The following is a 25,236-nucleotide window of genomic DNA, read 5'->3' as shown; positions in this document are numbered from 1 at the left end:
AATTGTTGCACCATGGCCTCGACCCTGCCTGATCTGAAACTCCTGCGCATCTTCGTCAGCGTGGTGCGCCACCAGGGCTTCGCCAACGCCCAGCGCGAGTTGAACCTGTCGACGTCGGCCATCAGCACCTACATGAGCCAGCTGGAAGGCGGGCTGGGTATTGTTCTTTGCCACCGGGGGCGCGGGGGGTTCAGCCTGACCAGCAAGGGCGAGCTGTTCCATCAGGAGAGCCTGCGCCTGCTGGCCGAGCTCGATGGCTTCGAGCAATATGCCGCGGCGCTCAAGGGCGAGCTGCGCGGCACACTTAACCTGGGCGTGATCGACTCCACCGTGGGTGATCGCGCACTGCCGCTGGCCGAAGCCATCGGCGCTTACAGCCAGGAGCACCCGGCGGTGCACCTGCACCTGTCGGTGTCCAGCCCCTACGAACTGCAACTGGGTGTACAGGACAACCGCCTCGACCTGGCCATTGGGGCGTTTTCCTCGCGCATGAGTGGCCTGGTCTATCAACCGCTGTACCGGGAGCAGCACTGGTTGTATTGCAGCAGCCGCCACCCCTTGTTCGCCGAACGGCGCATCCATGAGCAGGTGGTGACTCAGCAGCGCATGGTCGGTCGCGGCTACTGGAGCCAGGCAGAGTTGGCCCGGCATGGCTTCAAGCACAGCGCGGCGACCGTCGAGAGCATGGAGGCGCAGCTGATTCTGATACTGTCCGGTGCCTACATCGGTTACCTGCCAGAGCATTATGCCCAGGCGTGGGTGGAGAAGGGCGATTTACGGGTATTGTCGCCGTCGACCTTCGGTTACCAGGCGCCATTTTCGCTGATCATTCGCCGTGGTCGTAGCCGCGAGCCTTTGATTCAGACCTTCCGCGACTTGCTCAAAAGTCAGCTCAACGTCGGCTGATGCACACCAGGTTTATGCATTCCGTCGGGATGGGCTCAATTCCTACAGGACTTGACCGCTAACCTGATAGCGCTCTGCTAAACATCAACGTGCGCTGAAGATCCCCCCTATTTCATCCTGCAAGGATTGCCCAAGATGCGCATGAATTTGCCCGTCACTGAGCACGAAAGAACCTTTTCCAGCGAACAACGCCTGATTTCCACGACGGACCTCAACAGCCGCATTACCTACTGCAATGACGCTTTCGTGGCGATCAGTGGTTTTACCTACGACGAACTGGTTGGCCAGACCCACAACCTGGTGCGTCACCCCGACATGCCGCCGGCGGTCTTCGGCCACATGTGGGACACCATCAAGCAAGGCAAACCCTGGATGGGCGTGGTCAAGAACCGCGCCAAAAATGGCGATTACTACTGGGTCAGCGCCTATGTCACCCCGGTGTATGAGCAGGGCAGGGTCAGCGGCTATGAGTCGGTGCGTTCGGTGCCGACGCGCGAGCAGATTCACCGCGCTGAAGCCCTGTACGCGCGGTTGCGTGCCGGCCGTTCGCCGGTATCCTGGGCGGCGCGGCTAGGGCATGAATTGGGGCACGGCTGGCCGCTGATTGGCGCGGGCCTGCTGTCGGCGGCAAGCTACCTGTGGCTACCGCCCTATGCGGCCTTGGGGGTATTGATGGCCAGCTTGTTGCTGGCCTGGTACCTGGTCGAGCATCAGCACAGCCAGGCCATTCGGCGCACACTTGGCGAGCACCCAAAAGCCTTCACCAGCCCGTTGGTGGCGTTGACGTACAGCGACAATCTGGGCCTGCAAGGCCAGCTGGACCTGGCCATCCTCAGCGAAGAGGCACGCTTGCAAACTGCCTTGACCCGCCTGGTGGACGCCGGGGTCGGGGTGAAGTCGCGGGCGGCGCAGTCGGCCGACCTGTCCGACGCCCAGGCGCAGATGCTCGACCGCCAGCGCAGCGAAACCGACCAGTCCGCCACGGCGATCGCGCAGATGGCAGCGACCATTCAGGAGGTCACCCATAACGTGCAAAGCACCGCCCATGCCGCAGGTGATGCCGACCAGTTGGCGCAGCAAGGCAGTGAGTTGGCCCAGCAGAGCCTCAAGGCGATGGGCAGCATGAGTGATGCGGTCAACGATATAGGCCAGGCCGTCAACGCCTTGGCTGAACAGACCCAGTCGATTGGCAGTGTGGTCGACACGATCACCTCGATTGCCGACCAGACCAACCTGCTGGCGCTCAATGCTGCCATCGAGGCGGCGCGGGCCGGTGAGCAGGGTCGCGGGTTTGCCGTGGTAGCCGATGAGGTGCGTTCACTGGCCCAGCGTACCCGTGCCTCGACCGAGGAGATCCATCAGATCATCGCCTCGCTGCGGGCGGGGGCTGAACGGGCGGTCAGTACGGCTACCCGTGGCGAGCAAATTTCCCGCGACAGCGTACACAGTGTCGAAGCGGTGCAAGCGGCGTTAACCGGCATTGCCCAGGCGGTTAGCCGGATCACGGGCATGAGCCAGCAGATGGCGACGGCTTCGGAGCAGCAAAGTCATGTTGCCGAAGACATCAACCAGCAGATCGTCAGGATTGCACAGCTGTGCGATCAGAGCGCCGGGCAGGCCAGGCAGGGGGCGGAAATTAGCCAGGACCTGGAGCGCATGGCGGAGTACCTGCACAGCCTGGCGGAGCGTTTCAACCGCTAACTTCGAGCCTATCCCACAAGGATGTGGGGCTTTTCTGCAGGGCTATGGCACACTGCGCCCGGTAAGGAGAAGCCGATGTCCAGACCCCGCTGCGAGCGCTGCCAGCGCCCGCTCGATCACTGCCTTTGCCCACTGATCCCCTCGCTCGACAGCCGCACCCGCGTGGTCCTGCTGCAGCACCCCAGTGAAAGCGCGCACGCCCTGAATACCGCCCGCCTGGCCGCCCTTGGCCTGGTCAATGCCGAGTTGCGCATTGGCGAGGTGTTCGAAGACCTCGTTGAGTTGCTGCAGACGCCAGGCTACCGGCCGGTGCTGCTGTTCCCAGGCGATCACGCCCAGGTGCTGACGGTTTATGGTGAGGAGGATGACAGGCCCTTGCTGTTGATCGTGCCTGATGGCACCTGGCGCAAGGCACGCAAGCTGCTGTACCTGAACCCATTGCTGGAGACATTGCCGCGTGTGACGCTGGCGGCGGTTGCGCCTTCGCGCTACCGGCTGCGCAAGGCGCCGGAGCCGGGGGCGTTGTCGACCATCGAGGCGGTGGTCGAGGCGCTGAACGTGCTGGAGCAGCCGGTCAGCTTCGATGCATTGCTCAAACCCTTCGAAGCCCTGATCGAGGGGCAAATCAAGGCCATGGGCGCCGAGACGTTCCAGCGCAATCACGGCACCCGTTAAGGCCAATGGGGTCGCTGTGCGACCCATCGCAGGCAAGCCAGCTCCTACAGGTTTGCGCGGATCTAACCCCAGGAGGCTGGCAATCCCCCTACGGTTAAATCAACGCATCTCAGGCAGCTGTGCGTCGGTCTTCACTTCATTGCTGGCAATGGCTTCCGGCGGCAGCGAGATACGTTGCTTGCTCAGCAACTCGCCCATGGTTGCCAGAACCCGGTACATCGAGAACTCCTCGGTGTAGCGCACTTCGGTGTAGCGGCGATCGGCGTTGTACAGTTCGTTCTCACTGTCGAGCACGTCGAGCAGGGTGCGTTGGCCAAGGCCGAACTGATCCTGGTAAGCGGCACGTACACGCTTGGTGGTCTCGGCGTATTCACGCGCCGTCGGGGTCTGCTTGCGCGCGTTGTTCATGGCGTTCCAAGACAGGCTCAGGTTCTCGGTCAGCTCGCGCAGCGCGTTGTTGCGGATGTCCAGTGCCTGGTTGATCTTGTGGGCATCGGACTGCAGGCGAGCCTTGTCGCTGCCGCCGCGGAACACGTTGTAGTTGAGCTCGACACCGGCCTGCCAGTCATTGTTGCTGTGGCCCTTCTCGCCGCCTAGGTTGTTGTTGGCACCTGTGGCCAGCACGGCGTCCAGACGTGGGTAGAAGGTCGACTTGGCCACTTCGTATTGCTGCTCGGCAGCGTTGACGTCGGCCTGGGCGGATTTGATGTAAGGGTTGTTCTGGCGCATGCCTTCGCGCGCATCGTCGAGGGTGCCAGGGATCTCTACCTTGATCGATTGCGGCCCTTCCAGTTCATCGGGGTGTTTGCCGATGACGCTGAAGAAATTGGCCTCGGCATCGGCCAAGTCGACTTCGGCGGTGTCCAGGTTGTTTTCTGCCAATGCACGGCGGGCGCGGGACTGATCAAGGTCGGCGGTGCTGCCGACGCCGCGCTCGGTGCGCAGGCCGATCTGGTCGTTTACCCGCAGGTGGGCTTGCAGGTTGTTCTTGGCCAGCGTCACCAGCTCACGGCGCTTGAGTACCTCGAGGTAGACCTCCACCGCGCGCAGGGCAACATCCTGGGCGACTGCCTGGGTGTAGTAGGCGCGAGAGGTGGCGACCGCCTCGGTGCGGCCTACTTCGTTCGAGGTGTTGAAGCCGTCGAAGAGCATCTGCCGCAGGCGCAGCTCCGACTGGGTGTAGCTGAGGGTGGCTTTGTCGTGGTTGCGGGTACCGTCGGGGTTGGAGCCGCGGGTATTGAGGTTGTCGGAACGCTGGCGACCATAACCTGCGACCAAGTCCACGGAAGGGTAGTAACCACCACGCGCGAATTTCACGTCTTCATCGGCAGACAACTTGCTGTTGCGGTTGGAGCTGATCTGCGGATGGTAGTCCACGGCGCTCTGGACAGCTTCGGTAATCGACATCGCCTGTACGTTGGCACACGCCATGGCCAACAGTAATGCACTGGTGATGGGGTTCAAAACGCGCATGGGTACCTCTCCCTGATCCTAGAATAAGTCCTGCTTGTCGCCAAAAAAATGACGATATATTTATCATGCAAACCGTGTCAGGTTTTTAACAACGAAGCTAAGAACATTCAATCAAAGATGTAAGAAGATTTTCTCATAACAGTTTATTTTATTTGACATATTAGGTCTAAGGGTGCGCGAGGAATGGTTCAAACCAGGCAATTTGAAAGCCGCTGAAAGTCTCGTTTTTCATGGTTTACAGAGGGTTCCAGAACTTTTGCAGCTAAAAAAAAGCCTGGATAGGCCAAAGAGATATTTGGCGACAAAATATTGACGATCCGAGATTTCGGGAAGGTATAGGCATCCGTGAGGGTGCCTTTACTGGCGCACGCGTTCACCCCGGCTTGCGCAGGGTCTTCTGCTTGAGGATATACACGCTGACCAGCACTGCACTAGTGAGCATGAAGGCCCGCGCCCAGAACAGCGGCACCAGGTAGCAAGACAGACCGATGCTGGCCCACATCAGGCCGATGGCGTAGACCTTGCCTTTGAGCGGAATGCCTTCGCCACTGAGGTAATCACGGATCCACGGCCCGAGTTTGGGGTGATGGACCAGCCAGTGATGAAAGCGGGGCGAACTGCGGGCAAAGCAGGCCGCCGCCAATAACAGGAAAGGGGTGGTAGGCAACACCGGCAGGAATATCCCCAGCACCCCCAGCGCGACGCTGAGCCAGCCGATGGCCAGCAGCAGGTAGCGCACAGCCGACTCAGTGATGGCGAGGCTTGAGCAGCGCCGGCTTCTCGTCAGGGGCGTGCAGCAGCAGGAACAGCGCGCTCAGTGCCTCTGGGATCTGCACAATCATGTCATCCTGCAGGTTGGCGTTGCTGGCGATGTCGGCAAACTCTGGTTGCTCGTCGAACAGGCCCGAACCGACCATGATCGGCAGCAGCATCTCGCTGACTTCTTCCTCGGCGTTCTCGAACCAGGCCTCTTCGCGCAGGAACACGCCTTCCATGAAACCGATGCACCAGCCGCGCAGGTCGGAATCGTCCGGCTCGTCGGTCAGGTCCAGTTCGCACGGCAGGTCGAACTCTTCGTCGCTGGCCAGTTGGCGGGCGATGTGAGCCTTCAGCGCCACCAGGGTCGCTTCGATTTCGGTGCGCTGGGCCTCGTTGGCGTAGTGGGGCTCTTCGGCGAACAGGGCGTCGATCCATTCACGCTCGGGAACGTCCTCGGCATTGATCGACAGGGCTGTGAGGTAGCCGTGGGCGGCGACGTAGTCCAGCGCTTCTTCGTGCAGCTCGTCGGCGTCGAGGAAGGCTTGCAGGCGGGTGAGTTGCTCGGCGAAGGACATTACAGGGCTACCTTGGGGAATAAACGATAGTGAATTCTAGCACCTTGCAGCGATGGCGGGGCAAAGGGAACGTCTGTCACAGCGGCGCCCTGCGTGGGTTGGCACTGGGGTATAATCCGCGATTTTTCATCCAGGGGCGGTCTTTGTCGGCCGTCTGGTAAAAACCGCTTACGCATTCGGCGTGTGCGGGGCGGGTTTTTCGTCCAGCCTGTCTCCAGGATGGTACGGCGATTTGTGGAGTTGCACATGCTCGAACAGGCTCAGCGCGTTCTCAAGGATATCTTCGGCTACGACAGTTTCCGTGGGCGCCAGGCAGCAATCATCGAATGCGTGGCCAACGGCGGCGATGCGCTGGTACTGATGCCCACCGGCGGCGGTAAGTCGCTATGTTTCCAGGTGCCGGGGCTGCTGCGCCCAGGCCTGACCGTGGTGGTTTCGCCGCTGATTGCGTTGATGGACGACCAGGTCGCTACGCTCGACGAGCTTGGCGTGGCCGCGGCCGCACTCAACTCAACGCTCAGCGCCGAGCAGCAGCGTGAGTTGGCCGGGCGCATGCGCCGCGGTGAGCTGAAGATGCTGTACCTGGCTCCGGAACGCCTGGTGCAGCCACGCATGCTCGATTTTTTGCGCGAGCTGGACGTTTCGTTGTTCGCCATCGACGAGGCCCACTGCGTGTCGCAATGGGGCCACGACTTCCGCCCGGAATACCTGCAGTTGGGCCAATTGGCCGAGCTGTTCCCGCATGTGCCGCGCATCGCCCTGACCGCCACCGCCGACATGCGCACCCGCGAAGAGATCGTCCAGCGTCTGCACCTGCAGGGCGCTGAGCGTTTCCTTTCCAGTTTCGACCGGCCGAACATCTTCTACCGCATCGTGCCCAAGGAGGCGCCGCGCAAGCAACTGATGGCCTTCCTCGGCGAGCGTCGTGGCAACGCAGGCATCGTCTACTGCCTGTCGCGCAAGAAGGTCGACGAGACGGCTGCCTTCCTTTGTGATCAAGGCTTCCCGGCGCTGCCGTATCACGCCGGCCTGGCGGCCGAAACGCGATCCGCCAACCAGCACCGCTTCCTCAACGAGGAAGGCTTGATCATGGTTGCCACCATCGCCTTCGGCATGGGCATCGACAAGCCCAACGTGCGCTTCGTCGCCCACCTCGACCTGCCCAAGTCGCTCGAAGCCTATTACCAGGAGACCGGCCGTGCCGGCCGTGACGGCTTGCCGTCCGATGCCTGGATGGCCTATGGGCTGCAGGACATGGTGATGCTCAAGCAGATGCTGCAGAACTCCGAGGGTGACGAGCGCCACAAGCGCGTTGAGCAGCACAAGCTCGATGCCATGCTGGCCCTCTGTGAAGAAACCCGCTGCCGCCGTCAGTCGCTGCTGGCCTACTTCGACGAAACCCTGGAGCAGCCCTGCGGGCATTGCGACAACTGTATCGACCAGGTGCAGACCTGGGATGCCACCGAACCTGCCCGCCAGGCGCTGTCGGCGGTGTTCCGTACTGGCCAGCGTTATGGCGTGGGGCACCTGATCGACGTGCTGCTGGGCAAGGACACCGAGAAAGTGCGCAATTTCGGCCACCAGAAGCTTTCGGTGTTCGGTGTCGGCAAGCCGCTGGCCGAAGCCGAGTGGCGCTCGTTGTTCCGCCAGTTGGTCGCCCGTGGCCTGGTGGACATCGACCTGGAAGGCTACGGTGGCTTGCGTCTCTCCGACAGCTGCCGGCCGCTGTTGCGCGGCGAAGTGACCTTGCAGCTGCGCCGTGATCTCAAACCGCAAACCGTCGCCAAGAGCGCTGGCAGCGGTGGCAGCCCGGCCAGCCAGTTGGTGCGTGCCGAAGAGCGCGAACTGTGGGAAGCGCTGCGTACCCTGCGGCGCAAGCTGGCCGAGGAGCACAGCGTGCCGCCTTACGTCATCTTCCCCGACTCGACGCTGCTCGAGATGCTGCGCAGCCAGCCCGCCAGCCTCAGCGACATGGCCCAGGTCAGCGGTGTGGGGGCGCGCAAGCTCGAACGCTATGGTCAGGCGTTCCTTGAGGTACTCAATAACAGCGGTGGCACTGACGACGCGCCGAAAGTGGTGCTCGACCTGCGTCATGAGCTGGTCAGCCTGGCGCGGGCGGGGATGACCCCGGCGCAGATTGCCGGGCAGCTCAATTGCAGCGAAAAGAACGTTTACAGCCTGCTTGCCGAGGCCATTGGCCGCCAGGAGCTGAGCCTTGATCAGGCCCTCGATCTGCCGGAGGACCTGATGATGGAGGTGCAGGACGCCTTCCTCGACGGCGAAGGCGAGCTGCCGCCGGTATCGACCATCGCGCCACTGTTCGGGCCACGGGTACCGGAGGGCGTGCTGTATTGCATACGCGCGGCGCTGGCAGCGGAATTCGACCTCTGATAGCCGGCAGGTTCGAGGCCAGAAGCGCCAACTGCTGACCTTTGTCATGTTTTTTGACGATTATCGAACAGTGGCAGGCGCCCGAGCCTTGCCACGTGCTCCGGGTCATGGTTAGCTGCCTAACAATTAGATCTGTTCAATGAGTTGCTTATGCCCTTGACCGACAACCAACACCGCTTCGGCATGCAGCTGGCCCAGATGTCCCGGGGCTGGCGTGCCGAGCTGGATCGCCGCCTGGCCGGGCTCAACCTGTCCCAGGCGCGCTGGCTGGTGTTGCTGCACCTGGCCCGTTTCGAGGAGGCCCCCACCCAGCGTGAGCTGGCCCAGAGTGTAGGCGTCGAAGGCCCGACCCTGGCGCGCTTGCTCGACAGCCTTGAGGCACAGGGTTTGGTGCGCAGGCAGGCAGTGCTTGAAGACCGGCGGGCGAAGAAGATTCTGCTGTGCCCACCGGCCAAGCCGCTGATCGAGCAGATCGAGACCATTGCCAATGCGCTGCGGGTAGAGCTGTTTACCGGGGTGGATGAGGCGGACCTGGAGGTGTGCATGCGGGTGCATGCGAAAATTCTGGGTAACCTCGAAAAGTCCTGATTCCTGGGGCTGCAAAGCAGCCCCATCGATTTAGAAGGTATGCCCCAGGTTCAGGTATACCGCCTGCTCGTGCGCACTGTTGGCCCCATAGCTCAGGTTCAACGGCCCCAGCGGTGTCTCCAGCCCCAGGAAGATGCTCGCTGCATTGATGTAGCCACTGTCAAATTCGTTGTCGTTGTTCCATGCCCGCCCACGCTCCAACGACGCCCCGATATACAGTGGGAAGTCCAGCGGCACGTAGGCCCGTGGCGTCAGGCGACGGTAATAGACCATGCGCAGCAAGCTGATGTTCTGCCCAGACACCGAATCCTGGCGGAACCCTGACAGCTCCCGCGCGCCCCCCATCACGAAGCTCGACGTCACCACCTCGGCATCATCGAGCGTGCGCCCATAGCGCCCGCCCAGCACCCAGGTATTCGGGCCACTGCTGATGGCCTTGTCCAGGCTGAACAGCCACTGGCGGTAGTCCTGGTCGGAGTCGAGCGATTTGTCGTACTTGCGCAGGGTCATGCCGATATCTTCGCCGCTGTGCGGGAAGTACACGTTATCGAGGGTGTCGAACGAGTACTTGAGCTCGTAGAACCCTTCGTTGAAGCTGACCTTGGGCAGGTCCTGGTCACCGATACGCACCTCGGCTTCGCCCCAGGCCTTGCCAGCGCCAAGGCGTACCTCGCCGTAGGTGCCGATCTGCCGGCCGACATTGAGGCCAAAACCGTAACGCTCCAGGCGGTATTCAGCGATAGGGTCGTTGTCCAGGGTCGCCTCGATGTTGCGCGAGCCCAGGTCCAGGTAAGGGGCGATGAAGAAGCGCGAGCCTACGTCCAGCGGCTGGTAGAACTCGCTGTAGAGCTCTTGCTGGTCGCCGATCTGGGCGCGGGTCAGCCATTCGGCGCCCAGGCTGTTGATGCCGTTGACCCGGTAGCTGGCACCCAGGTTGAAGGCGCTGTCACCGCGCAGGTCGTCCGACAGGTTCAGGCCCAGGCGCAGGTAGTCGGTGCCGCCGCGCCTGCCGCGGGCATTGATCACCAGCGTGTTGTCGGCGCCCTTGTGCACCACGCGGTACTGCACCCGGTCAAAGTAGTCCAGGCCATAGAGCGTGCCCATGTCGGTCTGCAGGCGGTCCAGTTCCAGCGGTGCATTGATCGGCTGGCGGATATAGGAGCGGATCACGTCGTCGCTGACCTTGGAGTCGTTTTCCACCCTGATCGCGGTGATCACTGGCGTGCGCTGATGCGGTGAGCGGGCAATGGCCAGGCTGCTGTCACCCTCGGGCTGGCGCAACGCCGCCAGGCGCGAGTCGAGCAGGCGCGTGGCGCGGTAGCCGGCTTCGATCATCTCGCGGGCACGGCCGAAGTCGGTCACGCCAAATGCGGCCAGCGACGGCTGGACCAGGATGTCGTCGGCGTGCAGGCTGGCCAGTTGTTCTTCGGAGTTGCGCCGGGTCATCAGGGTAATCGACTGGTTGAGCACATCGACCACCGTGGCCAGTTGCTTGCGGTCACGCAGCGGCGTGCCGATGTCGACCACGATGGCCAGGTCTACCCCCATGTCGCGGGCCACATCCAGCGGAATATTGTCGACCATGCCGCCATCCACCAGCAGGCGGCCTTCCAGCTCCACCGGGGCGAATACGGCGGGGATCGACATGCTGGCGCGGATTACCTGGGGCAAGTGGCCGCGGCGGAACACCACCTTTTCGCCGCTAGCGATGTCGGTGGCCACCGCACGGAAGGGGATTGGCAGTTTGTCGAAGTCACGGGTGTCAGCGGTGTGGGCCAGCTTGCTCTCAAGCAATAGCGCCAGGTTCTGGCCCTGGATCACGCCCAGCGGCAGGCCCAGGCTGCCGTCGTCGCGAAAGCTCAGCTTCTGCTTCACCAGAAAGTCACGGTCGTCCTGCTTGCGCCGGAAAGGGACGTCCTTGCGCGGTGGCGCATCGGACAACGCCTGCTGCCAGTCCAGGGTGGTGGCCAGTTTTTCCAGCTCTTCGACACTGTAGCCGGAAGCGTACAGCCCACCGATAACAGCGCCCATGCTGGTGCCGGCGATGGCGTCGATGCGCACACCTTGTTGTTCCAGGGCCTTGAGCACGCCGATATGGGCCAGGCCGCGGGCCGCGCCACCAGAGAGCACCAGGCCAACCTTGGGCCGTGTCTGCTCGGCGGCATTTACCGTGGCAGAAACCAGCATCAGCAAAAAGCAGAACAGCAAACGGCGCATCGTGAGTCTCAAACCGTGGGCGAAAGACCGCTAGTATAAGCGGCCCCTTACCTGGAGATGCTTCGCCATGGTCATCAACAAGCCGGAAATCGTCATCACTTATTGCACGCAATGTCAGTGGCTGCTGCGCGCCGCCTGGCTGGCCCAGGAACTGCTCAGTACCTTTTCCGATGACCTGGGCCGGGTGGCGCTGGAGCCTGGTACCGGCGGCATCTTCCGCATCACCTGCAATGGCGTGCAGATCTGGGAGCGCAAGGCCGACGGTGGTTTCCCGGAGGCCAAGGTGCTCAAGCAGCGGGTACGTGACCAGATCGACCCGCAGCGCGATCTGGGCCACAACGACCGCTGATCAGGCGCCTTCTGCCAGTGGCCGGGGCTTTGCGGGTTGATCGTCGGCCAGGCGGCTGGACAGCACGATGGCGAAGATGATCAGCGCGCCACCCAGCAGCATGCGCACGGTGGGCGTTTCGGCGAACACCGCCCAGGCCACGGCGATGCCGTAGACCGGCTCCATACCGAACACCACCGCAGCGGTGCGCGCCTTGATCACGGCCAGGCTGGCGACAAACAAGCTATGGGCAACACCCGTGCAGAAGATGCCGAGCAGGGCGATCCACAACCAGTCCATCGGCGTCACAGCGCCCAGGCCTGGCGCTGCGAATGGCAACAGGCAGAGGCTGACCACCAGGTTTTGCCACAATGCTGCCTGCACCGCCGGCAAACGACCCGAGCCGGCGCGGTTGGTCAGCGACAGCAACGAGAACAACAGCCCCGAAAGCAGTGCCCAGAGCAGGCCGCCAGTGGCCTCGCTGGCCAGGTCGAATGCCGGTGTGACCAGCACCAGGCCGATGCTCACCAGCAGTACCAGCACGGCTTCGTTGCGGCGGATGCGTTCGCGGAACAGCAGGCCTTCGAGGATCACGGTAAAGGCCGGGAAGCTGGCGAAGCCCAGGGTGGCGATGGCCACGCCGCCGACTTTGACGGCGATGAAGAAGCTGACCCAGTGCCCCGCCAGCAGCACGCCGCCGAGCAGCAGGCGGCGCACATCCTGGCCACTGAGCCGGTGCCAGCCTTGACGGGCAAAACGGGCGAACAGGGCCAGGGCCAGGACGGCAAAAACTGCGCGGCCGAAAACGATGATGGCCGGGCTGGCGCTGGCGGCCAGCTTGCCGAAGACGCCGGTGAGGCCGAAGAACAGCGCGCCAATGTGCAGGGCGCCTAGGGCTGTGCGGTGGTTCATGGGGGTCCTTGCTCAAGATCTCTACTGGCTGTGCCGGCTTCTTCGCGGGCAAGCCCGCTCCCACAGTTACAATGCAACCTTCCTATCTGTGGGAGCGGGCTTGCCCCGCGAAAGGGCCAGTGCCGGCATAGTGTATGTCGTAAGGCCGATGAGTTCTGTCGCCCACCTAGCGTCCGTTATCGCCAGACTCTCGCCGCAATGCCAGCGGCGTGCAGCCAAAGGCCCGCAACATCGCCGCCGAAAATGCACTCTGCGAGCTGTACCCGACCTGCGCCGCAATCTCACCCATCGGCAGCCGTGTTCGCTCCACCAACTGCCGCGCCTTGAGCAAGCGCCGCTGGCGCATGTAATCCATCGGCGTCATCGCGCATTCGGCGATAAAGCGCGCATGCAGGCGAGCAGTGGAAAGCCCGGCCAGGCGCGCCAGGTCGGCGACCTGCAGCGGGTAGGCGGCATGCTGCTCGATATGCGCATCGAAGGCTGCATAAGGCAGGCGCTGGCTGGCCCTGATACTTGCCGCTGCCGTAGGGTTGAGGCTGGCCAATAGCAGTGCCGCGCCTTGTCGGGCGATCAGCGGGTCGTCCATGGGGCAGGTCGCCAGCCAGTCCACCAACTGCTGCTGGCGGGTATCCAGGCCCAAGGCAGCGGGCCGATCGAGCAGCCGGCGGCTGGCATCGGCATGCTCGCCCAACTGCTCGCGCAACCAGTGCTCGCCAGGCACGTCCAGCACCAGGCAGTCGCTGCCGGCACCGCTGGAGCAGGTGTGATGGGCGCCGGCTGGCACCACCATCAGGCCCTGACGATCAACCCGTGCTCCCTGGCCCTGGACCTCGAATTCCAGGCGGCCGCTCAGGCCGAACACCAGTTGCGGGTGTTCGTGGCTGTGGGCGATCAAGCTGTCTCGGTAATGGCGCAGCGAGAGGATCGGGCCGGTGGTCATGGGGAGTCCTCGCAGGGCAGAAGCGCATTGTGCCTCATTCACTGCAGGCCATCACCCGTAACCGTTTTGCCACAGCGCTGTCATCCGCGCCTGCCAGTCTCCAGCAAACTGCGCCGGAGCCCGCCCATGACCCACGTCGAACTTGCCCGTCCCTCACGCAAGCAGCGCGTGCGCACGTTATGGATTTCCGATGTGCACCTGGGCACCCGCGACTGCCAGGCCGAGCACCTGTCGCGGTTTCTCAAGGGCTATCAGGCGGATCGCATCTACCTGGTGGGCGATATCATCGATGGCTGGAAGCTGCGCGGCGGCATCTATTGGCCGCAAGCCCACACCAACGTGATCCGGCGTCTGTTGACCATGAGCAAGCGGGGCACCGAGGTGATTTATGTCACCGGCAACCATGATGAATTCCTGCGCCGCTATTCCAAGCTGATGCTGGGCAACATTCAACTGGTGGATGAGGCCGAGCACCTGACCGCCGATGGCCGTCGCCTACTGGTGATCCATGGTGACCAGTTCGACGTGATTACCCGCTACCACCGCTGGTTGGCGTTTCTGGGCGACCGTGCGTATGAGTTCACCCTGGTGCTCAACCGTTGGCTCAACCATTGGCGTGCCCGTTACGGTTATGGCTACTGGTCGTTGTCGGCTTACCTCAAGCACAAGGTCAAGGGCGCGGTGAACTTCATCAGTGACTTCGAGGATGCGATTGCCCACGAATGCACCCGCCGAGGCTTTCATGGGGTGGTGTGCGGGCACATCCATCACGCCGAAATCCGCAAGGTGGGGGAGGTGGAGTACCTCAATTGCGGGGATTGGGTGGAGTCGTGCACGGCCTTGATCGAGCACTGGGATGGCAGCATCGAGTTGTATCGGTTGGCCGATGCGCAGGCGCGACACGCTGAAAGCCGCAAAGCGGCCCAGGCAATTTAAAGGCTGATCTTGCCCAGCAAGATGTCGCGGAACATGGCGAAATCGCCGATCAGGCTGTACAGCGGATAGGTAAACGTCGCCGGCCGGTTCTTCTCGAAAAAGAAATGCCCGACCCAGGCAAAGCCATAGCCAAACAGCGGCACGGCCAGCAGCAGCAGCCATTTGCCGCTGCCGATGGTGTATGCCATCAGGGCAATTACCAGGCTCGTACCGACAAAATGCAGCCGGCGGCAGGTGGGGTTGCTGTGTTCGCCCAAGTAGTAGGGGTAGAACTCGGCAAAACTGCGAAACTGCGCTGTGCTGTTCATGGCAGTGCTCCGGGGTAAATACTTCTGGATAAGATGCACGGCGTGGAGCCTGAATCGAGTCTAGAGTCATTGGCGGGGCCTACCAGTGACAATAGGCGCCAATTGAGTATCCTTGGGGTTCACCGCAGGAGCGGTCAGCATAAGAAGCCTGTCATGAGTGAAAGAACCACGTCAGCCAGCTGGGCATCAGGGATCGTCAAGGCACTTGAGCTGGAAGGGCTCGATTGCCAAGCCATGTTCAAGCAGCTCGGGCTGGATTTCGCCGCCCTCGATGACCCTGACGCACGTTTTCCACAGGACTCAATGACCCGGCTCTGGCTGCTGGCGGTGGAGCTGTCGGGCAACGAAGCCATTGGCCTGAACATGGCGCGCGTGGTACGACCGGCTTCGTTCCACGTGGTGGGCTATGCGCTGATGTCCAGCCGCACCCTGGCCGAAGGCTTCGAGCGGCTGGTGCGGTACCAGCGCATCATTGCCGAAAGTTCCGACTTGAGCTTTCGCCTGGGGCCTGAGGGCTATTCGCTGATTCTGACCGTGCATGGCGATCATCTGCCGCCGACCCGGCACAGCGCCGAAGCATCGTTGGCGTGCGCGCTTTCGCTGTGCACCTGGCTCAGTGGGCGCGTCATCCAGCCGCGGCGGGTGCTGGTGCAGGGGCCGCAGCCGAAGAATATCGACCCTTACAAGGTCGCCTTCCACTCCCCTCTGGTGTTCGACGCGCCGCATGATGCGCTGGTGTTCGAGCGGGCCGACATGGAAGCGCCGCTGCCGACCGCCAATGAAGCGATGGCGGTGCTCCACGACCGTTTTGCCGGTGAATACCTGGCACGCTTCTCGGAAAGCCGGGTCACCCACAGGGTGCGTCAGGTGCTGTGCCGCATTCTGCCCCAGGGCGAGCCCAAGCGCGAAACCCTGGCCCAGGCCCTGCACCTTTCGCAGCGAACCTTGCAGCGGCGTTTGCAGGAAGAAGGCACCAGCTTTCAGACCCTGCTCGACGATACCCGGCGTGAGCTGGCCGAGCAGTACCTGGCCCAGCCGGGCATGACCCTGCTGGAAACCGCGTACCTGCTGGGTTTCGCCGACCCGAGCAATTTCTACCGGGCGTTCCGCCGCTGGTTCGATGCCACACCCAGCGAATACCGCGCCCGTTTGGGCGCGGAACCGGAGGGGGTCAGTGACGCCAGAACGCCGGCATGCACAACACTAGCACCGTGATGATTTCCAGCCGGCCCAGTAGCATGCCGCCGGCGAGGATCCACTTGGCGGCGTCCGGCAGCGTGGCATAGTTGCCGGCTGGGCCGATCACTTCACCCAGCCCTGGGCCTACGCCCGACACCGTGCCGGCGGCACCGGTCAGTGCGGTCATCCAGTCCACGCCCAGCAGCGACAACAGCAACGCCATCACGCAGATGGTGATCGCGAAGAAGAACGAGAAGGTCAGGATCGAACGTACGATTTCTTCGTCCAGGCGGTGCCCGTTGTACTTCTGCTTGATCACCGCGCGCGGGTGGATCAGCTGGTTGAGGCTGGCCTTGAGCAGGATATAGGCAACCTGGAAGCGGAAAATCTTGATGCCGCCTGCGGTCGAGCCGGAGCAGCCGCCGATAAAGCCCAGGTAGAAGAACAGCATCAGCGAGAAATTGCCCCACAGGCTGTAGTCGCCCAGGGCGAAACCGGTGGTGGTGACCACCGAGGTCACGTTCAGCGCCACGTGGCGCAAGGCATCCAGCCAGTGCAGGTTGGTGGTGGCCCAGTACCAGGTGCCCAGCACGACCCAGGTGACCACCAGCATACCGAGCAACCCCTGAACCTGCTGGTCGCGGATCAGCGCCTTACGGTTGCCACGCAGGGTGGCCACGTACAGGGTGAAGGGCAGGCTACCGAGGATCATCACCACCACCGCGACCCAGTGCACGGCAGGGATGTCCCATTTCGCCAGCGACTGGTCGGAGGTCGAGAACCCACCGGTGGAAATCGCCGACATGGCGTGGTTGATGGCGTCGAACGGGCGCATGCCGGCCCACCAGAAGGCCAGCGCGCCGAGTACGGAGAAACCGACGTACACGCCGACGATCGACTTGGCGACCATGTGTGAGCGCGGCATGACCTTCTCGGAGCGGTCCGAGGACTCGGTCTGGAACAGGCGCATGCCACCAATGCGCAGCAGCGGCAGGATCGCCACGGCCATGGCAATGAAGCCGATGCCGCCGAGCCAGTGCAGCATCGAGCGCCACATCAGGATCCCCGGCGACATGTTGTCCAGGCCGCTGAGCACCGTGGCGCCGGTGGCAGTGATGCCGGACATGCTCTCGAAGAAGGCGTCGGTGTAGCTGATGTGCTGGGTCAACAAGAACGGCAAGGCTGCGAACACGCACACCACCAGCCAACTGCTGACCGTCAGCAGGTACATGTCGCGTGGGCGCAGGTGAACGTGTTCGGGGCGGCCCTGGACGACCATGAGCAGGCCGGCGATGAACGTGATCAGGCTGGACCAGAGGAACGACGGCATGTCGCCGGTGCGCTCGAAGATCACCAGGGTCGCCATGGGCACGACCATGCTGACGGCCAGGGTGATCAGGAAGATGCCGATGATGAAACCAATGATCCTTAAGGTCGGCAACGCCATGTGATCTGCTCTGACTCTGAACGGAAGGGCGCCATTCTACCTATGGGTCTGGTGATGTAAACGCTAGAATGGCCGCACATTCACCTGCCAGGAGGGTAGCCGATGGAGGCTCTCGACGCATTGCTCAACCGTGTATCCGTGCCACGCCTGACCGAGCCCGCGCCCAATGACGCCCAGCGCGAGGCGTTGTTCCAGGCCGCACTGCGTGCGCCGGATCACGGCCAGCTGCGGCCGTGGCGGTTTCTGACCATCGAAGGCCAGGGCCGCGACAAGCTCGGCGAGTTGTTCGCCGAAGCGGTGCAGCACAAGGGTGATGCCAGCCAGGCTGCGCTGGACAAGGCGCGCGCCATGCCGCTGCGTGCACCGTTGCTGATTGTGGTAATTGCCACGTTGCAGGATCACTTCAAGGTGCCCAAGTCCGAGCAGCGCCTGGCGGCGGGGTGTGCGGCCCATGGGATTCTGATCGCGGCGCATGCCCAGGGTGTCGGTGCGGTGTGGCGGACGGGTGACATGGCCTTTGATGCGCATGTGCACAAGGGGCTGGGGCTGGCCGAGAACGAGGAGTTGATCGGCTACCTGTATGTCGGCACGCCGCTGAATGAGCCGCGTACTGCGCCCGTACTGAAAACCGCTGATTTCGTCAGTGCCTGGGGTGAGTAACATCCAGTTGGGCTGATTGTTGTATCAGGGCTGCTGGCCCTTTCGCGGGCAAGCCCGCTCCCACGGGTACTGTGCAATGCTTGAGATTTGCACAAAACCGGTGGGAGCGGGCTTGCCCGCGAAAGGGGTAGATGCCTTTAAATCACCTCAACTGCCAGTCGCTTCAGTCACAGGCAACTCCAGCCTGGCCACAAATCCCCCTTGTGGATGATTGCCCAGCACCAGGCTCCCGCCATGGCGCTCTGCCGCCTTGCGCGCAATCGCCAGGCCCAGCCCATGCCCCGCAGCCTGTTGCCCTGGCGCTCGGAAGAACGGCTCACCCAACTGCGCCAGGTGCTCTGCCGCCACCCCAGGCCCATGGTCGCGCACGCTCAGTACGATACGGTCCTGCTCGCGCTCGGCACTGACTTCGATCGGTTGCCCGGCCGGGTTGAAGCGCAAGGCGTTGCGCAGCAGGTTGTCCACCGCGCGTTCGATCAGCGTTGGCCAACCCTGCAAGGTCAGCCCGGGTTGTGCCTGCAGGCGCACGTCCTGGTCTGGCGCGCTGAGCAAGGCATCCTTGCGCACACCCCCGAGCAACGCGTTGAGGTCAACCGGCTCGGCGTGGGCCTGTTCGGCATCGACACGGGCCAGGGCGAGGATTTCGCTGATCAGGTCTTCCAGTCGGTCGCACTCGCGGGTCAGGCGTGGCCACAGTGCCTGGCGCTGCTCGGGCTCGGCGCGCTCGGCCAGCGCCAGGGCGATACGCAGCCGCGCCAGCGGTGAGCGCAGTTCATGGGACACGTCGCGCAGCAACTGGCGCTGGCTGCCAATCGTGCTCTGCAAGCGGGCGCCCATCTTGTTGAAGTCGTTGGCCAGCACCCCGAACTCGTCGCGCCGTGCCGCCAGGCGTGCCAGGCTGTTTTGCTGGTAGCTGGTCTGGCCGAGGTCGTGCACGGCGCTACGCAGGCGGCTCAAGGGGCGGGTGATGGACAAGGTCACCAGCAGGCTGAACAGGGTCAGTACCACCAGGGCGATACCCAGCGCACTGAGCGGCCAGAGCAGGCTCTCGCGGTGCCAGGCGTCCAGCTCGGGGTGGGGGATCCGGTAGATCAGCAAGTAGGTTTCACCGCTGTAGGGGCTGGTGTATTCCTCGGTCAGGCGGCGCCACGGCAGACGCCGCTCGTCATTGTGCTGGCGTGCCTCGAAGGCAGCGGCGCGGCGCGGGAAGGTACCGGGCACGACCGCGTCGCCGCTGTCGTCGAGCACCTGTACGTCGATCTTGAAGCGCTGCTTGCGGCGTTCGAGGAAGTGCTGCGCCGAGTCCAGGCCTTCTTGTTCGTAGTGCTTGGCCCAGTGGCTGGCCAAGGTATTGAGGCCTGGGTGGCGGCTGAGGATCCAGGCGTCCTGGTTGAGCATGTGGCCCAGCAGGATCGAAAGGCCCGCAACCAGGGTGATGGCCAGCCAGAAGCTGGCCAGGATGCGCCAGAACAGTGAACGCAAGTGCACCTCCTGCAAACGGGAAAAGCCCGGCCCGCAAGGGTGCGGGCCGGGCGTGGGGCGGACAGCTTACTGAGCCTTGCCGCCTTTTTCAGCTTTCCAGGCCTGGAACTCTTGCCATTCGGCTTTCTGTGCGGCGCGTTCTTTTTGCAGTTCGTCGAACTTCTTCTGCTGCTCAGGCTTGAGCAGGCCACGGACCTGGCTGTCGGTCTTGTCGCGGCTGGCTTTGATTTCGTCCTTCATGGCCTTTTGGTCGGCGGCCGGCAGTTTGGACAGGTAGCGCTCGGTGATGTCGCGGCGCTGCTTCATCTGCTCGCCCATCAGCTTGCCGATCTGCTGACGTTGATCGCGGCTTAGGTCCAGTTGGGCGAAAGGCGCATCACCGCGATGATGCGGGCCGTCGTGACGCGGGCCGCCTTCAGGCATGGCCATGGCCACGGTCGGCAGGGCGGCGGCGAACATCAGGGCGATAAGGGTCTTGCGCATGGTGTCTCTCCTTTCATAGGCCGGTGGTTACCGGATGAGCACAGTCTACGCAGGCCACCGTCAAGGGCGGTCAGGGGAGGGTAAAGGCTGGGTAAAGATGGGGTGCTGAGATTGGGGGCCGCTGCCTGCGATGAACTGCGCAGCGGCCCCGGCGATTTCACAGACTGTAGTAATAGCCGCGGCTGCGCAACGCGACGATGCGCGGGCGCCCATCGGCATGTGGCCCGATTTTCTTGCGCAGGTTGCTGACGTGCATGTCCAGGCTACGGTCGTACAGGGTCAGCTTGCGTCCCAGGCCGATCTGCGCCAGTTCCTGTTTGTCCAGCGGCTCACCCGGCTGGCGCAGCAGGGCTTCGAGGATGCGGCTTTCAGACAGGGTCAGGGTCATTTCGCGGCCATCGATGCTGGCCACGCCACGGGCCGGGCTGTAGACCAGGTCGCCCAGCTCCACCTGGCTGGTGGTCGCGGTGGGGTGGCTGCGGCGCAGTACGGCTCGCAGGCGAGCGGTAAGCTCGCGCGGGTCGCAGGGTTTGGCCAGGTAGTCGTCGGCGCCCAGCTCCAGGCCGAGGATGCGGTCCAGCGGCTCGCCACGGGCCGAGAGCATCAGCACGGGCAGTTCGGCATGCTCGCTGCGCAACTGCTTGAGCAGTTCCAGGCCACTGCCGTCTGGCAGCATTACATCCAGGACCACGGCTGCCGGGGCGTGTTCGGCCAGGGCCTGGCGTGCGCTGTGGCCATCGTGGCAGGCACGGACGGTAAACCCTTCCTGGGTCAGCCAGCTGCCGAGGAGCTCGCACAGCTCCTGGTCATCATCAATCAGTAACAGCTCGCTCATGACTCACTCAATTCAACCATTGACGGCGAGTATTCGGCCCGCCAGTGGCAAAGATACCGCAGACTGATGGCAAGTGTGTAACCACCAGCACCGTGTCGCCTGCTTCGCGGGCAAGCCCGCTCGCACAGAACGCTGTAAACCTCAGGCTCTGTGAGGTGGCCGGGGAAGCAGGCGACACGGCCTTCGATCAAGGCAAGACTTGCTTGAAGGGCTTGACGATGACCTTGTCGTACACGCCCGCGGCAATGTACGGATCGGCATCGGCCCAGGCCTGTGCAGCGGCCAGGGAATCGAACTCGGCCACGATCAGGCTGCCGCTGAAACCGGCTTCACCCGGGTCGTTGCTGTCAATGGCAGGGTGTGGGCCGGCCAGCACCACGCGGCCTTCGGCCTTGAGTTGCTGCAGGCGCTCGATGTGCGCAGGGCGGGCCGCCAGGCGCTTTTCCAGGGAGTTAGCGACGTCGCTGGCAATGATGGCGTAGAGCATGTCAATCCTTGGGTTTGGAGGTAGAAGGGTCGTCGTGCAGGTGGCGTGACAGGTAGACACCTTGGGCCACCAGGAAGATCACGGTCATGCCCAGGCTGCCGAACACCTTGAAATCGACCCAGAAGGCCTGGAAGGTGAAGGCGACGAACAGGTTGGCCGCCCCGCAGATCAGGAAGAAGCAGATCCAGGCCAGGTTCAGGCGGGTCCAGATGGCATCGGGCAGGGTCAGGGCGTGGCCCATGATGCGCTTGATCAGCACCCGATCGCCGATGAAGTGGCTGCCGGCGAACGCCAGGGCGAACAGCCAGTTGACCACCGGCGCTTTCCATTTGAGGAAGGTTTCGCTGTGGAAGGTCAGGGTCAGGCCGCCGAACACCAGGCAGGCGATCAAGGTCAGCCATTGGCCTTTCTCCAGCTTGCGCTGGCGCAGGAACAGGGCACCGTACACCACCAGGGAGCTGGCGATGAGCATGGCCGTGGCACTGTAGATCCCGCCGAATTCGAAGCTGTGGCCGGCGACCTCCATGGGCCGTGGGTCGAGCTTGTAGACGATGAAGAACAGCAGCAATGGGATGAAATCGATGAATTGTTTCACAATGGCAGCCAGAATCGGGATGTGACGGCATAATAACAAACATCGATTCCAGCGGTAGCGCTCCTCCATGAATGTTGATCTGCACTGTCACAGCACGGCCTCCGACGGCGCCCTGTCGCCCACGGTCCTGGTCGCCCGGGCCCATGAGCACGGGGTGCAAACGCTGGCACTCACCGACCATGACACCATCGAAGGGCTGAGCGAGGCGCGTCTGGCCTGCCATGAACGCGGCATGCGCTGGGTCAGCGGGGTAGAGCTGTCGTGTACCTGGGGTGGGGCGACCATCCATGTGTTGGGTTATGACTTCCCGCTCGACGCCGCGCCGTTGCTTGACGCCATCGAAGCCTTGCACCGTGGCCGCTGGCTGCGCGCCGAGGAAATCGACAAACGGCTGGCGGCCAAGGGCATGCCGGGCACGCTTGACGGTGCCAGGGCCGTGCAGCAAGCGCTCGGCGACAGCGGTAATGCCCCGGCACGCCCGCACTTTGCCGAGTATCTGGTGCGCGCCGGCCACGTCAAGGACCGCGGCGAGGCGTTTCGCAAGTGGCTGGGCGCCGGCAAGCTGGGTGACGTCAAACAGCACTGGCCGACCCTGGACGAAACCGTCGCGACCCTGCGCCAGTCCAACGCTTGGGTAAGCCTGGCCCATCCGATGCACTACGATCTGACCCGCAGCAAGCGCAGAAGGCTGATTGCCGACTATATTCAGGCAGGCGGGCAGGCGCTTGAGGTGGTCAACGGGATGATGCCGGCCGAGCAGGTGGGCACGATGTCCATCCTCACCCGTGAGTTCGGCCTGCTGGCAAGCGCTGGCAGTGACTTCCACGGCCCCGGCACCTGGGGCGAGATTGGTGCCTACCGGCCTTTGCCCGAGGACCTGCCACCTCTGTGGCGCCGATTCAGCCATGAACAGCCTATGGCGGTATGAACAGGATGATTACGTGAGCCAATTTTTCCAGATTCATGCGGAAAACCCGCAAGCGCGCCTGATCAAACAGGCCGTTGAAATCATTCGCAAGGGCGGTGTGGTGGTCTATCCCACCGACTCGGCCTACGCGCTGGGTTGCCAGATCGGCGACAAGAACGCCATCGAACGGGTTCGCCGCCTGCGCCAGTTGGACAAGCAACACAATTTCACCCTGTTGTGCTGCGACCTTTCGCAAATGGGCCTGTTTGCCAAGATCGATACCTCCACGTTCCGCCTGCTCAAAGCGCACATTCCAGGGCCCTATACCTTTATCCTCAATGCCACCCGAGAAGTGCCGCGGCTTCTGATGCACGAGAAGCGCCGCACCATCGGCCTGCGCGTGCCGTCCAACCCCATCGTCCTGGCGCTGCTTGAGGAACTGGGGGAGCCGTTGATGAGCGTGAGCCTGATCTTGCCGGGCGATGAAGAGCCCATGACGGATCCCTACGAGATCCGTCAGCGCCTGGAGCACCACGTTGACCTGATCATCGATGGCGGCTTTGGCGACCTAAAGGCCTCCACCGTAATCGACTTGACGGGCGATGAGCCTGCCTTGATCCGCGAAGGCTGCGGTGATCCCACACCGTTTATGGCCAACGCTTGAGCCAGGTAGAAGCGCCCGAGGCGCCGGCCGAGGAGGTCGAGTCGCCTCAGCAGTTGCAACTGGCCCTGGTCTACGGCGAAGCCCTGACCGAGATGCCGGTAGACCTTTACATCCCGCCGGACGCCCTGGAAGTGATTCTCGAAGCGTTCGAAGGCCCGTTGGACCTGCTGCTGTACCTGATTCGCAAGCAGAACATCGACATCCTCGATATTCCGGTGGCGGAGATCACCCGCCAGTACATGGGCTATGTCGAGCTGATGAAGAGCGTGCGCCTGGAACTGGCTGCCGAGTACCTGGTCATGGCGGCCATGCTTGCCGAGATCAAGTCGCGCATGCTGCTGCCACGCTCGGCCGAGATCGAAGAGGACGAGGGCGACCCGCGCGCCGAGCTGATCCGCCGCCTGCAGGAGTACGAACGCTTCAAGGCGGCCGCAGAGGGGCTCGACGAACTGCCACGGGTAGGCCGCGACATTGTCGTGCCGCGTCTGGAGGCCCCACAGGCCAAGGTGCGCAAGCTGCTGCCCCAGGTCAGCCTGGAGGAGCTGCTGGTCTCGATGGCCGAGGTGATGCGCCGTAATGACCTGTTCGAAAGCCACCAGATCACCCGCGAGACGCTGTCTACCCGAGAGCGCATGAGCCAGGTGCTTGAACGCCTCAAGGGCGGGGCTTTCGTGCCCTTCGTCGAGCTGTTTGCCGCCGAAGAAGGCAAGTTGGGCGTGGTGGTGACGTTCATGGCAATTCTTGAGCTGGTGAAGGAATCGCTGGTCGAACTGGTGCAGAATGAGCCTTTCGCCGCGATCCATGTCCGGCTGCGCGCCGAGTTTGTTGAAGAGCCTGATGAACCTGAATGAACCCCGCGACCTGGCGTCGCTGATCGAAGCTTTTTTGCTCGCCTCGGGCAAGCCGCAATCCCTTGAACGCCTGTACGAGCTGTTGGAGGAGGCCGAGCGCCCGGAGCCCAAAGTGTTCAAGAAGGCCCTGGAAGTGCTCGGCAAGTCGTGCAATGGCCGCGCCTTCGAGCTCAAGGAAGTGGCCACCGGCTATCGCCTGCAGATCCGCGAAAACTTTGCCCCTTGGGTAGGGCGCCTGTGGGAGGAGCGGCCGCAGCGCTACTCCCGCGCGCTGCTCGAAACCATGGCGTTGATCGCCTACCGCCAGCCCATCACCCGTGGCGAGATCGAAGACGTGCGCGGCGTGGCCGTGAACAGCAACATCATCAAGACCCTGATGGAACGCGAGTGGATCCGCATCGTGGGCTACCGCGAAGTGCCGGGCCGACCGGCGATGTTCGCCACCACCAAGGCCTTTCTCGACTATTTCAACCTCAAAAGCCTCGAGGAACTGCCGGCGTTGGCCGAGCTGCGCGAGATGGAGCCAGAGCCCTTGCTCGACCCGGACGAGGCGCCGGTGCCCGCGCATCTTCAGGCGTTGGCCGATGCCAGCCTGGGTGATGAGGCCGAAGCCGAGGCGCCGAAGGATGAAACCAGCTTCCGCACCCTGCTGGTGGAGCTGGATGCGATGGAAGACGGGTTGAAGACCGACTTCGATGATTTGCGTGAGCAGGACGTGGTCGAGCCAGAGCCTTCGGTCGAGGGTGAAGACCCGTTGCAGCCCTGAATCCTCTACTGCCTGTGCCGGCCTCTTCGCGGGGCAAGCCCGCTCCCACAGGTATGTGAGTTGTGACGGGTAGAGGGTAGCCTGTGGGAGCGGGCTTGCCCCGCGAACAGGCCGGCCCTGCCAATGCAAAACCACTGGGCAGAAAACCAATCCAGCCCCCACAAAAACCAC

26 protein-coding genes are annotated in these 25,236 nt (G+C 63.1%); 13 read left to right on the top strand and 13 right to left on the bottom strand.

The window, feature by feature from the left end:
• The first annotated feature begins 12 nt into the window (after positions 1–12).
• The 3 genes from ACSSU5_RS03775 (at position 13) to ACSSU5_RS03765 (ending at position 3,282) form a co-directional block, all read left to right on the top strand.
• A complete protein-coding gene (locus ACSSU5_RS03775) occupies positions 13–906 on the top strand; it encodes a LysR family transcriptional regulator (protein ID WP_264312099.1) in 894 nt (297 codons plus the stop codon).
• A gap of 135 nt (positions 907–1,041) precedes the next feature.
• Positions 1,042–2,607: a methyl-accepting chemotaxis protein gene (locus ACSSU5_RS03770; protein WP_264312100.1), complete on the top strand. Its 1,566-nt coding sequence runs from the start codon at positions 1,042–1,044 to the stop codon at positions 2,605–2,607.
• 75 nt (positions 2,608–2,682) lie between these two features.
• Positions 2,683–3,282, top strand: a complete 600-nt coding sequence (locus ACSSU5_RS03765; RefSeq protein WP_492560628.1) for a tRNA-uridine aminocarboxypropyltransferase — start codon at positions 2,683–2,685, stop codon at positions 3,280–3,282.
• Between the two features lie 99 nt (positions 3,283–3,381).
• Here ACSSU5_RS03765 and ACSSU5_RS03760 read toward each other — a convergent pair whose 3' ends face one another.
• From ACSSU5_RS03760 to ACSSU5_RS03750, 3 genes are all read right to left on the bottom strand, one after another.
• Positions 3,382–4,755, bottom strand: a complete 1,374-nt coding sequence (locus ACSSU5_RS03760; RefSeq protein ID WP_264312102.1) for a TolC family outer membrane protein — start codon at positions 4,753–4,755, stop codon at positions 3,382–3,384.
• A 373-nt stretch (positions 4,756–5,128) separates the two neighbouring features.
• Positions 5,129–5,494, bottom strand: coding sequence for a YbaN family protein (locus ACSSU5_RS03755; RefSeq protein WP_264312103.1), 366 nt, complete (start codon positions 5,492–5,494; stop codon positions 5,129–5,131).
• Positions 5,495–5,501: 7 nt separating this feature from the next.
• Positions 5,502–6,089 carry a YecA/YgfB family protein gene (locus ACSSU5_RS03750; RefSeq protein WP_492560627.1) on the bottom strand — a complete coding sequence of 196 codons (588 nt, stop codon included), beginning with the start codon at positions 6,087–6,089 and terminating at the stop codon, positions 5,502–5,504.
• Positions 6,090–6,335: 246 nt separating this feature from the next.
• On the opposite strand from ACSSU5_RS03750, the gene recQ reads away from it, so the two are divergent.
• Both recQ and ACSSU5_RS03740 read left to right on the top strand, forming a co-directional pair.
• Complete coding sequence (recQ, locus tag ACSSU5_RS03745; protein ID WP_264312104.1) at positions 6,336–8,480, top strand: DNA helicase RecQ; 2,145 nt, start codon at positions 6,336–6,338, stop codon at positions 8,478–8,480.
• Positions 8,481–8,630: 150 nt separating this feature from the next.
• Complete coding sequence (locus ACSSU5_RS03740; RefSeq protein WP_027593119.1) at positions 8,631–9,068, top strand: MarR family transcriptional regulator; 438 nt, start codon at positions 8,631–8,633, stop codon at positions 9,066–9,068.
• A gap of 30 nt (positions 9,069–9,098) precedes the next feature.
• Here ACSSU5_RS03740 and ACSSU5_RS03735 read toward each other — a convergent pair whose 3' ends face one another.
• Positions 9,099–11,285 (bottom strand): patatin-like phospholipase family protein, encoded by a 2,187-nt coding sequence (locus ACSSU5_RS03735; RefSeq protein ID WP_492560626.1) that lies wholly within the window; start codon positions 11,283–11,285, stop codon positions 9,099–9,101.
• Positions 11,286–11,352: 67 nt separating this feature from the next.
• On the opposite strand from ACSSU5_RS03735, the gene ACSSU5_RS03730 reads away from it, so the two are divergent.
• Positions 11,353–11,634 carry an Rdx family protein gene (locus ACSSU5_RS03730; protein WP_264312106.1) on the top strand — a complete coding sequence of 94 codons (282 nt, stop codon included), beginning with the start codon at positions 11,353–11,355 and terminating at the stop codon, positions 11,632–11,634.
• On the opposite strand, the gene ACSSU5_RS03725 is transcribed toward ACSSU5_RS03730, so the two are convergent.
• Together ACSSU5_RS03725 and ACSSU5_RS03720 are read right to left on the bottom strand one after the other, a co-directional pair.
• A complete protein-coding gene (locus ACSSU5_RS03725; RefSeq protein ID WP_492560625.1) occupies positions 11,635–12,525 on the bottom strand; it encodes a DMT family transporter in 891 nt (296 codons plus the stop codon). It abuts the gene before it with no gap.
• Between the two features lie 166 nt (positions 12,526–12,691).
• Positions 12,692–13,465 (bottom strand): AraC family transcriptional regulator, encoded by a 774-nt coding sequence (locus ACSSU5_RS03720; RefSeq protein WP_492560624.1) that lies wholly within the window; start codon positions 13,463–13,465, stop codon positions 12,692–12,694.
• Positions 13,466–13,591: 126 nt separating this feature from the next.
• Between ACSSU5_RS03720 and ACSSU5_RS03715 the strand changes: the two genes are divergently transcribed.
• Positions 13,592–14,401 (top strand): UDP-2,3-diacylglucosamine diphosphatase, encoded by an 810-nt coding sequence (locus ACSSU5_RS03715; protein ID WP_264312109.1) that lies wholly within the window; start codon positions 13,592–13,594, stop codon positions 14,399–14,401.
• Here ACSSU5_RS03715 and ACSSU5_RS03710 read toward each other — a convergent pair.
• Positions 14,398–14,709 carry an Mpo1-like protein gene (locus ACSSU5_RS03710; protein ID WP_492560623.1) on the bottom strand — a complete coding sequence of 104 codons (312 nt, stop codon included), beginning with the start codon at positions 14,707–14,709 and terminating at the stop codon, positions 14,398–14,400. The genes ACSSU5_RS03715 and ACSSU5_RS03710 overlap by 4 nt on opposite strands.
• A gap of 153 nt (positions 14,710–14,862) precedes the next feature.
• Between ACSSU5_RS03710 and ACSSU5_RS03705 the strand changes: the two genes are divergently transcribed.
• Complete coding sequence (locus ACSSU5_RS03705; protein ID WP_264312110.1) at positions 14,863–15,924, top strand: AraC family transcriptional regulator; 1,062 nt, start codon at positions 14,863–14,865, stop codon at positions 15,922–15,924.
• On the opposite strand, the gene ACSSU5_RS03700 is transcribed toward ACSSU5_RS03705, so the two are convergent.
• A complete protein-coding gene (locus tag ACSSU5_RS03700) occupies positions 15,881–17,335 on the bottom strand; it encodes a TrkH family potassium uptake protein (RefSeq protein WP_264312111.1) in 1,455 nt (484 codons plus the stop codon). The two genes, ACSSU5_RS03705 and ACSSU5_RS03700, sit on opposite strands and share 44 nt — an antisense overlap.
• Positions 17,336–17,437: 102 nt before the next feature.
• Here ACSSU5_RS03700 and ACSSU5_RS03695 point away from each other — a divergent pair, with 102 nt between their 5' ends.
• Entirely contained in the window at positions 17,438–17,995 is a 558-nt protein-coding gene (locus tag ACSSU5_RS03695) for an NAD(P)H nitroreductase (RefSeq protein WP_492560622.1), read from the top strand.
• Positions 17,996–18,142: 147 nt separating this feature from the next.
• Here the strand turns inward: ACSSU5_RS03695 and ACSSU5_RS03690 are convergent, their stop codons facing one another.
• The 5 genes from ACSSU5_RS03690 to ACSSU5_RS03670 all read right to left on the bottom strand — a co-directional run bounded on the left by ACSSU5_RS03690 (position 18,143) and on the right by ACSSU5_RS03670 (position 21,877).
• Positions 18,143–19,483, bottom strand: a complete 1,341-nt coding sequence (locus ACSSU5_RS03690; protein ID WP_264312113.1) for a sensor histidine kinase — start codon at positions 19,481–19,483, stop codon at positions 18,143–18,145.
• A 60-nt stretch (positions 19,484–19,543) separates the two neighbouring features.
• Positions 19,544–19,960, bottom strand: coding sequence for a Spy/CpxP family protein refolding chaperone (locus ACSSU5_RS03685; protein WP_264312114.1), 417 nt, complete (start codon positions 19,958–19,960; stop codon positions 19,544–19,546).
• A gap of 157 nt (positions 19,961–20,117) precedes the next feature.
• Positions 20,118–20,795, bottom strand: a complete 678-nt coding sequence (locus ACSSU5_RS03680) for a response regulator transcription factor (RefSeq protein ID WP_264312115.1) — start codon at positions 20,793–20,795, stop codon at positions 20,118–20,120.
• A 187-nt stretch (positions 20,796–20,982) separates the two neighbouring features.
• Positions 20,983–21,282 carry a YciI family protein gene (locus ACSSU5_RS03675; RefSeq protein ID WP_008091826.1) on the bottom strand — a complete coding sequence of 100 codons (300 nt, stop codon included), beginning with the start codon at positions 21,280–21,282 and terminating at the stop codon, positions 20,983–20,985.
• A gap of 1 nt (position 21,283) precedes the next feature.
• On the bottom strand, positions 21,284–21,877 hold the full coding sequence (locus tag ACSSU5_RS03670) for a septation protein A (protein WP_264312116.1): 594 nt from the start codon (positions 21,875–21,877) through the stop codon (positions 21,284–21,286).
• A 67-nt stretch (positions 21,878–21,944) separates the two neighbouring features.
• On the opposite strand from ACSSU5_RS03670, the gene ACSSU5_RS03665 reads away from it, so the two are divergent.
• The 4 genes from ACSSU5_RS03665 to scpB are packed head-to-tail and all read left to right on the top strand — an operon-like array spanning position 21,945 to position 25,065.
• Entirely contained in the window at positions 21,945–22,805 is an 861-nt protein-coding gene (locus ACSSU5_RS03665; protein ID WP_264312117.1) for a PHP domain-containing protein, read from the top strand.
• A gap of 13 nt (positions 22,806–22,818) precedes the next feature.
• Positions 22,819–23,448: an L-threonylcarbamoyladenylate synthase gene (locus ACSSU5_RS03660; protein ID WP_264312118.1), complete on the top strand. Its 630-nt coding sequence runs from the start codon at positions 22,819–22,821 to the stop codon at positions 23,446–23,448.
• On the top strand, positions 23,445–24,299 hold the full coding sequence (locus ACSSU5_RS03655) for a segregation and condensation protein A (protein ID WP_492560621.1): 855 nt from the start codon (positions 23,445–23,447) through the stop codon (positions 24,297–24,299). The genes ACSSU5_RS03660 and ACSSU5_RS03655 overlap by 4 nt, the downstream gene beginning before the upstream one ends.
• Entirely contained in the window at positions 24,286–25,065 is a 780-nt protein-coding gene (gene scpB / locus ACSSU5_RS03650; RefSeq protein WP_492560620.1) for an SMC-Scp complex subunit ScpB, read from the top strand. The genes ACSSU5_RS03655 and scpB overlap by 14 nt, the downstream gene beginning before the upstream one ends.
• Positions 25,066–25,236 lie beyond the last annotated feature (171 nt).

The sequence above is a fragment of the Pseudomonas sp. E1MeOHC2 genome, assembly GCF_058745025.1.
Note: the sequence above shows the minus strand (reverse complement) of the source record. Positions and strands in the feature narration are given on the sequence as shown.

Coding starts and splice junctions, on each gene's coding strand:
- ACSSU5_RS03775 (WP_264312099.1), top strand. CDS start 13: ATGGCCTCGACCCTGCCTGATCTGAAACTCCTGCGCATCTTCGTCAGC.
- ACSSU5_RS03770 (WP_264312100.1), top strand. CDS start 1,042: ATGCGCATGAATTTGCCCGTCACTGAGCACGAAAGAACCTTTTCCAGC.
- ACSSU5_RS03765 (WP_492560628.1), top strand. CDS start 2,683: ATGTCCAGACCCCGCTGCGAGCGCTGCCAGCGCCCGCTCGATCACTGC.
- ACSSU5_RS03760 (WP_264312102.1), bottom strand. CDS start 4,755: ATGCGCGTTTTGAACCCCATCACCAGTGCATTACTGTTGGCCATGGCG.
- ACSSU5_RS03750 (WP_492560627.1), bottom strand. CDS start 6,089: ATGTCCTTCGCCGAGCAACTCACCCGCCTGCAAGCCTTCCTCGACGCC.
- recQ (WP_264312104.1), top strand. CDS start 6,336: ATGCTCGAACAGGCTCAGCGCGTTCTCAAGGATATCTTCGGCTACGAC.
- ACSSU5_RS03740 (WP_027593119.1), top strand. CDS start 8,631: ATGCCCTTGACCGACAACCAACACCGCTTCGGCATGCAGCTGGCCCAG.
- ACSSU5_RS03735 (WP_492560626.1), bottom strand. CDS start 11,285: ATGCGCCGTTTGCTGTTCTGCTTTTTGCTGATGCTGGTTTCTGCCACG.
- ACSSU5_RS03730 (WP_264312106.1), top strand. CDS start 11,353: ATGGTCATCAACAAGCCGGAAATCGTCATCACTTATTGCACGCAATGT.
- ACSSU5_RS03725 (WP_492560625.1), bottom strand. CDS start 12,525: ATGAACCACCGCACAGCCCTAGGCGCCCTGCACATTGGCGCGCTGTTC.
- ACSSU5_RS03720 (WP_492560624.1), bottom strand. CDS start 13,465: ATGACCACCGGCCCGATCCTCTCGCTGCGCCATTACCGAGACAGCTTG.
- ACSSU5_RS03715 (WP_264312109.1), top strand. CDS start 13,592: ATGACCCACGTCGAACTTGCCCGTCCCTCACGCAAGCAGCGCGTGCGC.
- ACSSU5_RS03710 (WP_492560623.1), bottom strand. CDS start 14,709: ATGAACAGCACAGCGCAGTTTCGCAGTTTTGCCGAGTTCTACCCCTAC.
- ACSSU5_RS03705 (WP_264312110.1), top strand. CDS start 14,863: ATGAGTGAAAGAACCACGTCAGCCAGCTGGGCATCAGGGATCGTCAAG.
- ACSSU5_RS03700 (WP_264312111.1), bottom strand. CDS start 17,335: ATGGCGTTGCCGACCTTAAGGATCATTGGTTTCATCATCGGCATCTTC.
- ACSSU5_RS03695 (WP_492560622.1), top strand. CDS start 17,438: ATGGAGGCTCTCGACGCATTGCTCAACCGTGTATCCGTGCCACGCCTG.
- ACSSU5_RS03685 (WP_264312114.1), bottom strand. CDS start 19,960: ATGCGCAAGACCCTTATCGCCCTGATGTTCGCCGCCGCCCTGCCGACC.
- ACSSU5_RS03680 (WP_264312115.1), bottom strand. CDS start 20,795: ATGAGCGAGCTGTTACTGATTGATGATGACCAGGAGCTGTGCGAGCTC.
- ACSSU5_RS03675 (WP_008091826.1), bottom strand. CDS start 21,282: ATGCTCTACGCCATCATTGCCAGCGACGTCGCTAACTCCCTGGAAAAG.
- ACSSU5_RS03665 (WP_264312117.1), top strand. CDS start 21,945: ATGAATGTTGATCTGCACTGTCACAGCACGGCCTCCGACGGCGCCCTG.
- scpB (WP_492560620.1), top strand. CDS start 24,286: ATGAACCTGAATGAACCCCGCGACCTGGCGTCGCTGATCGAAGCTTTT.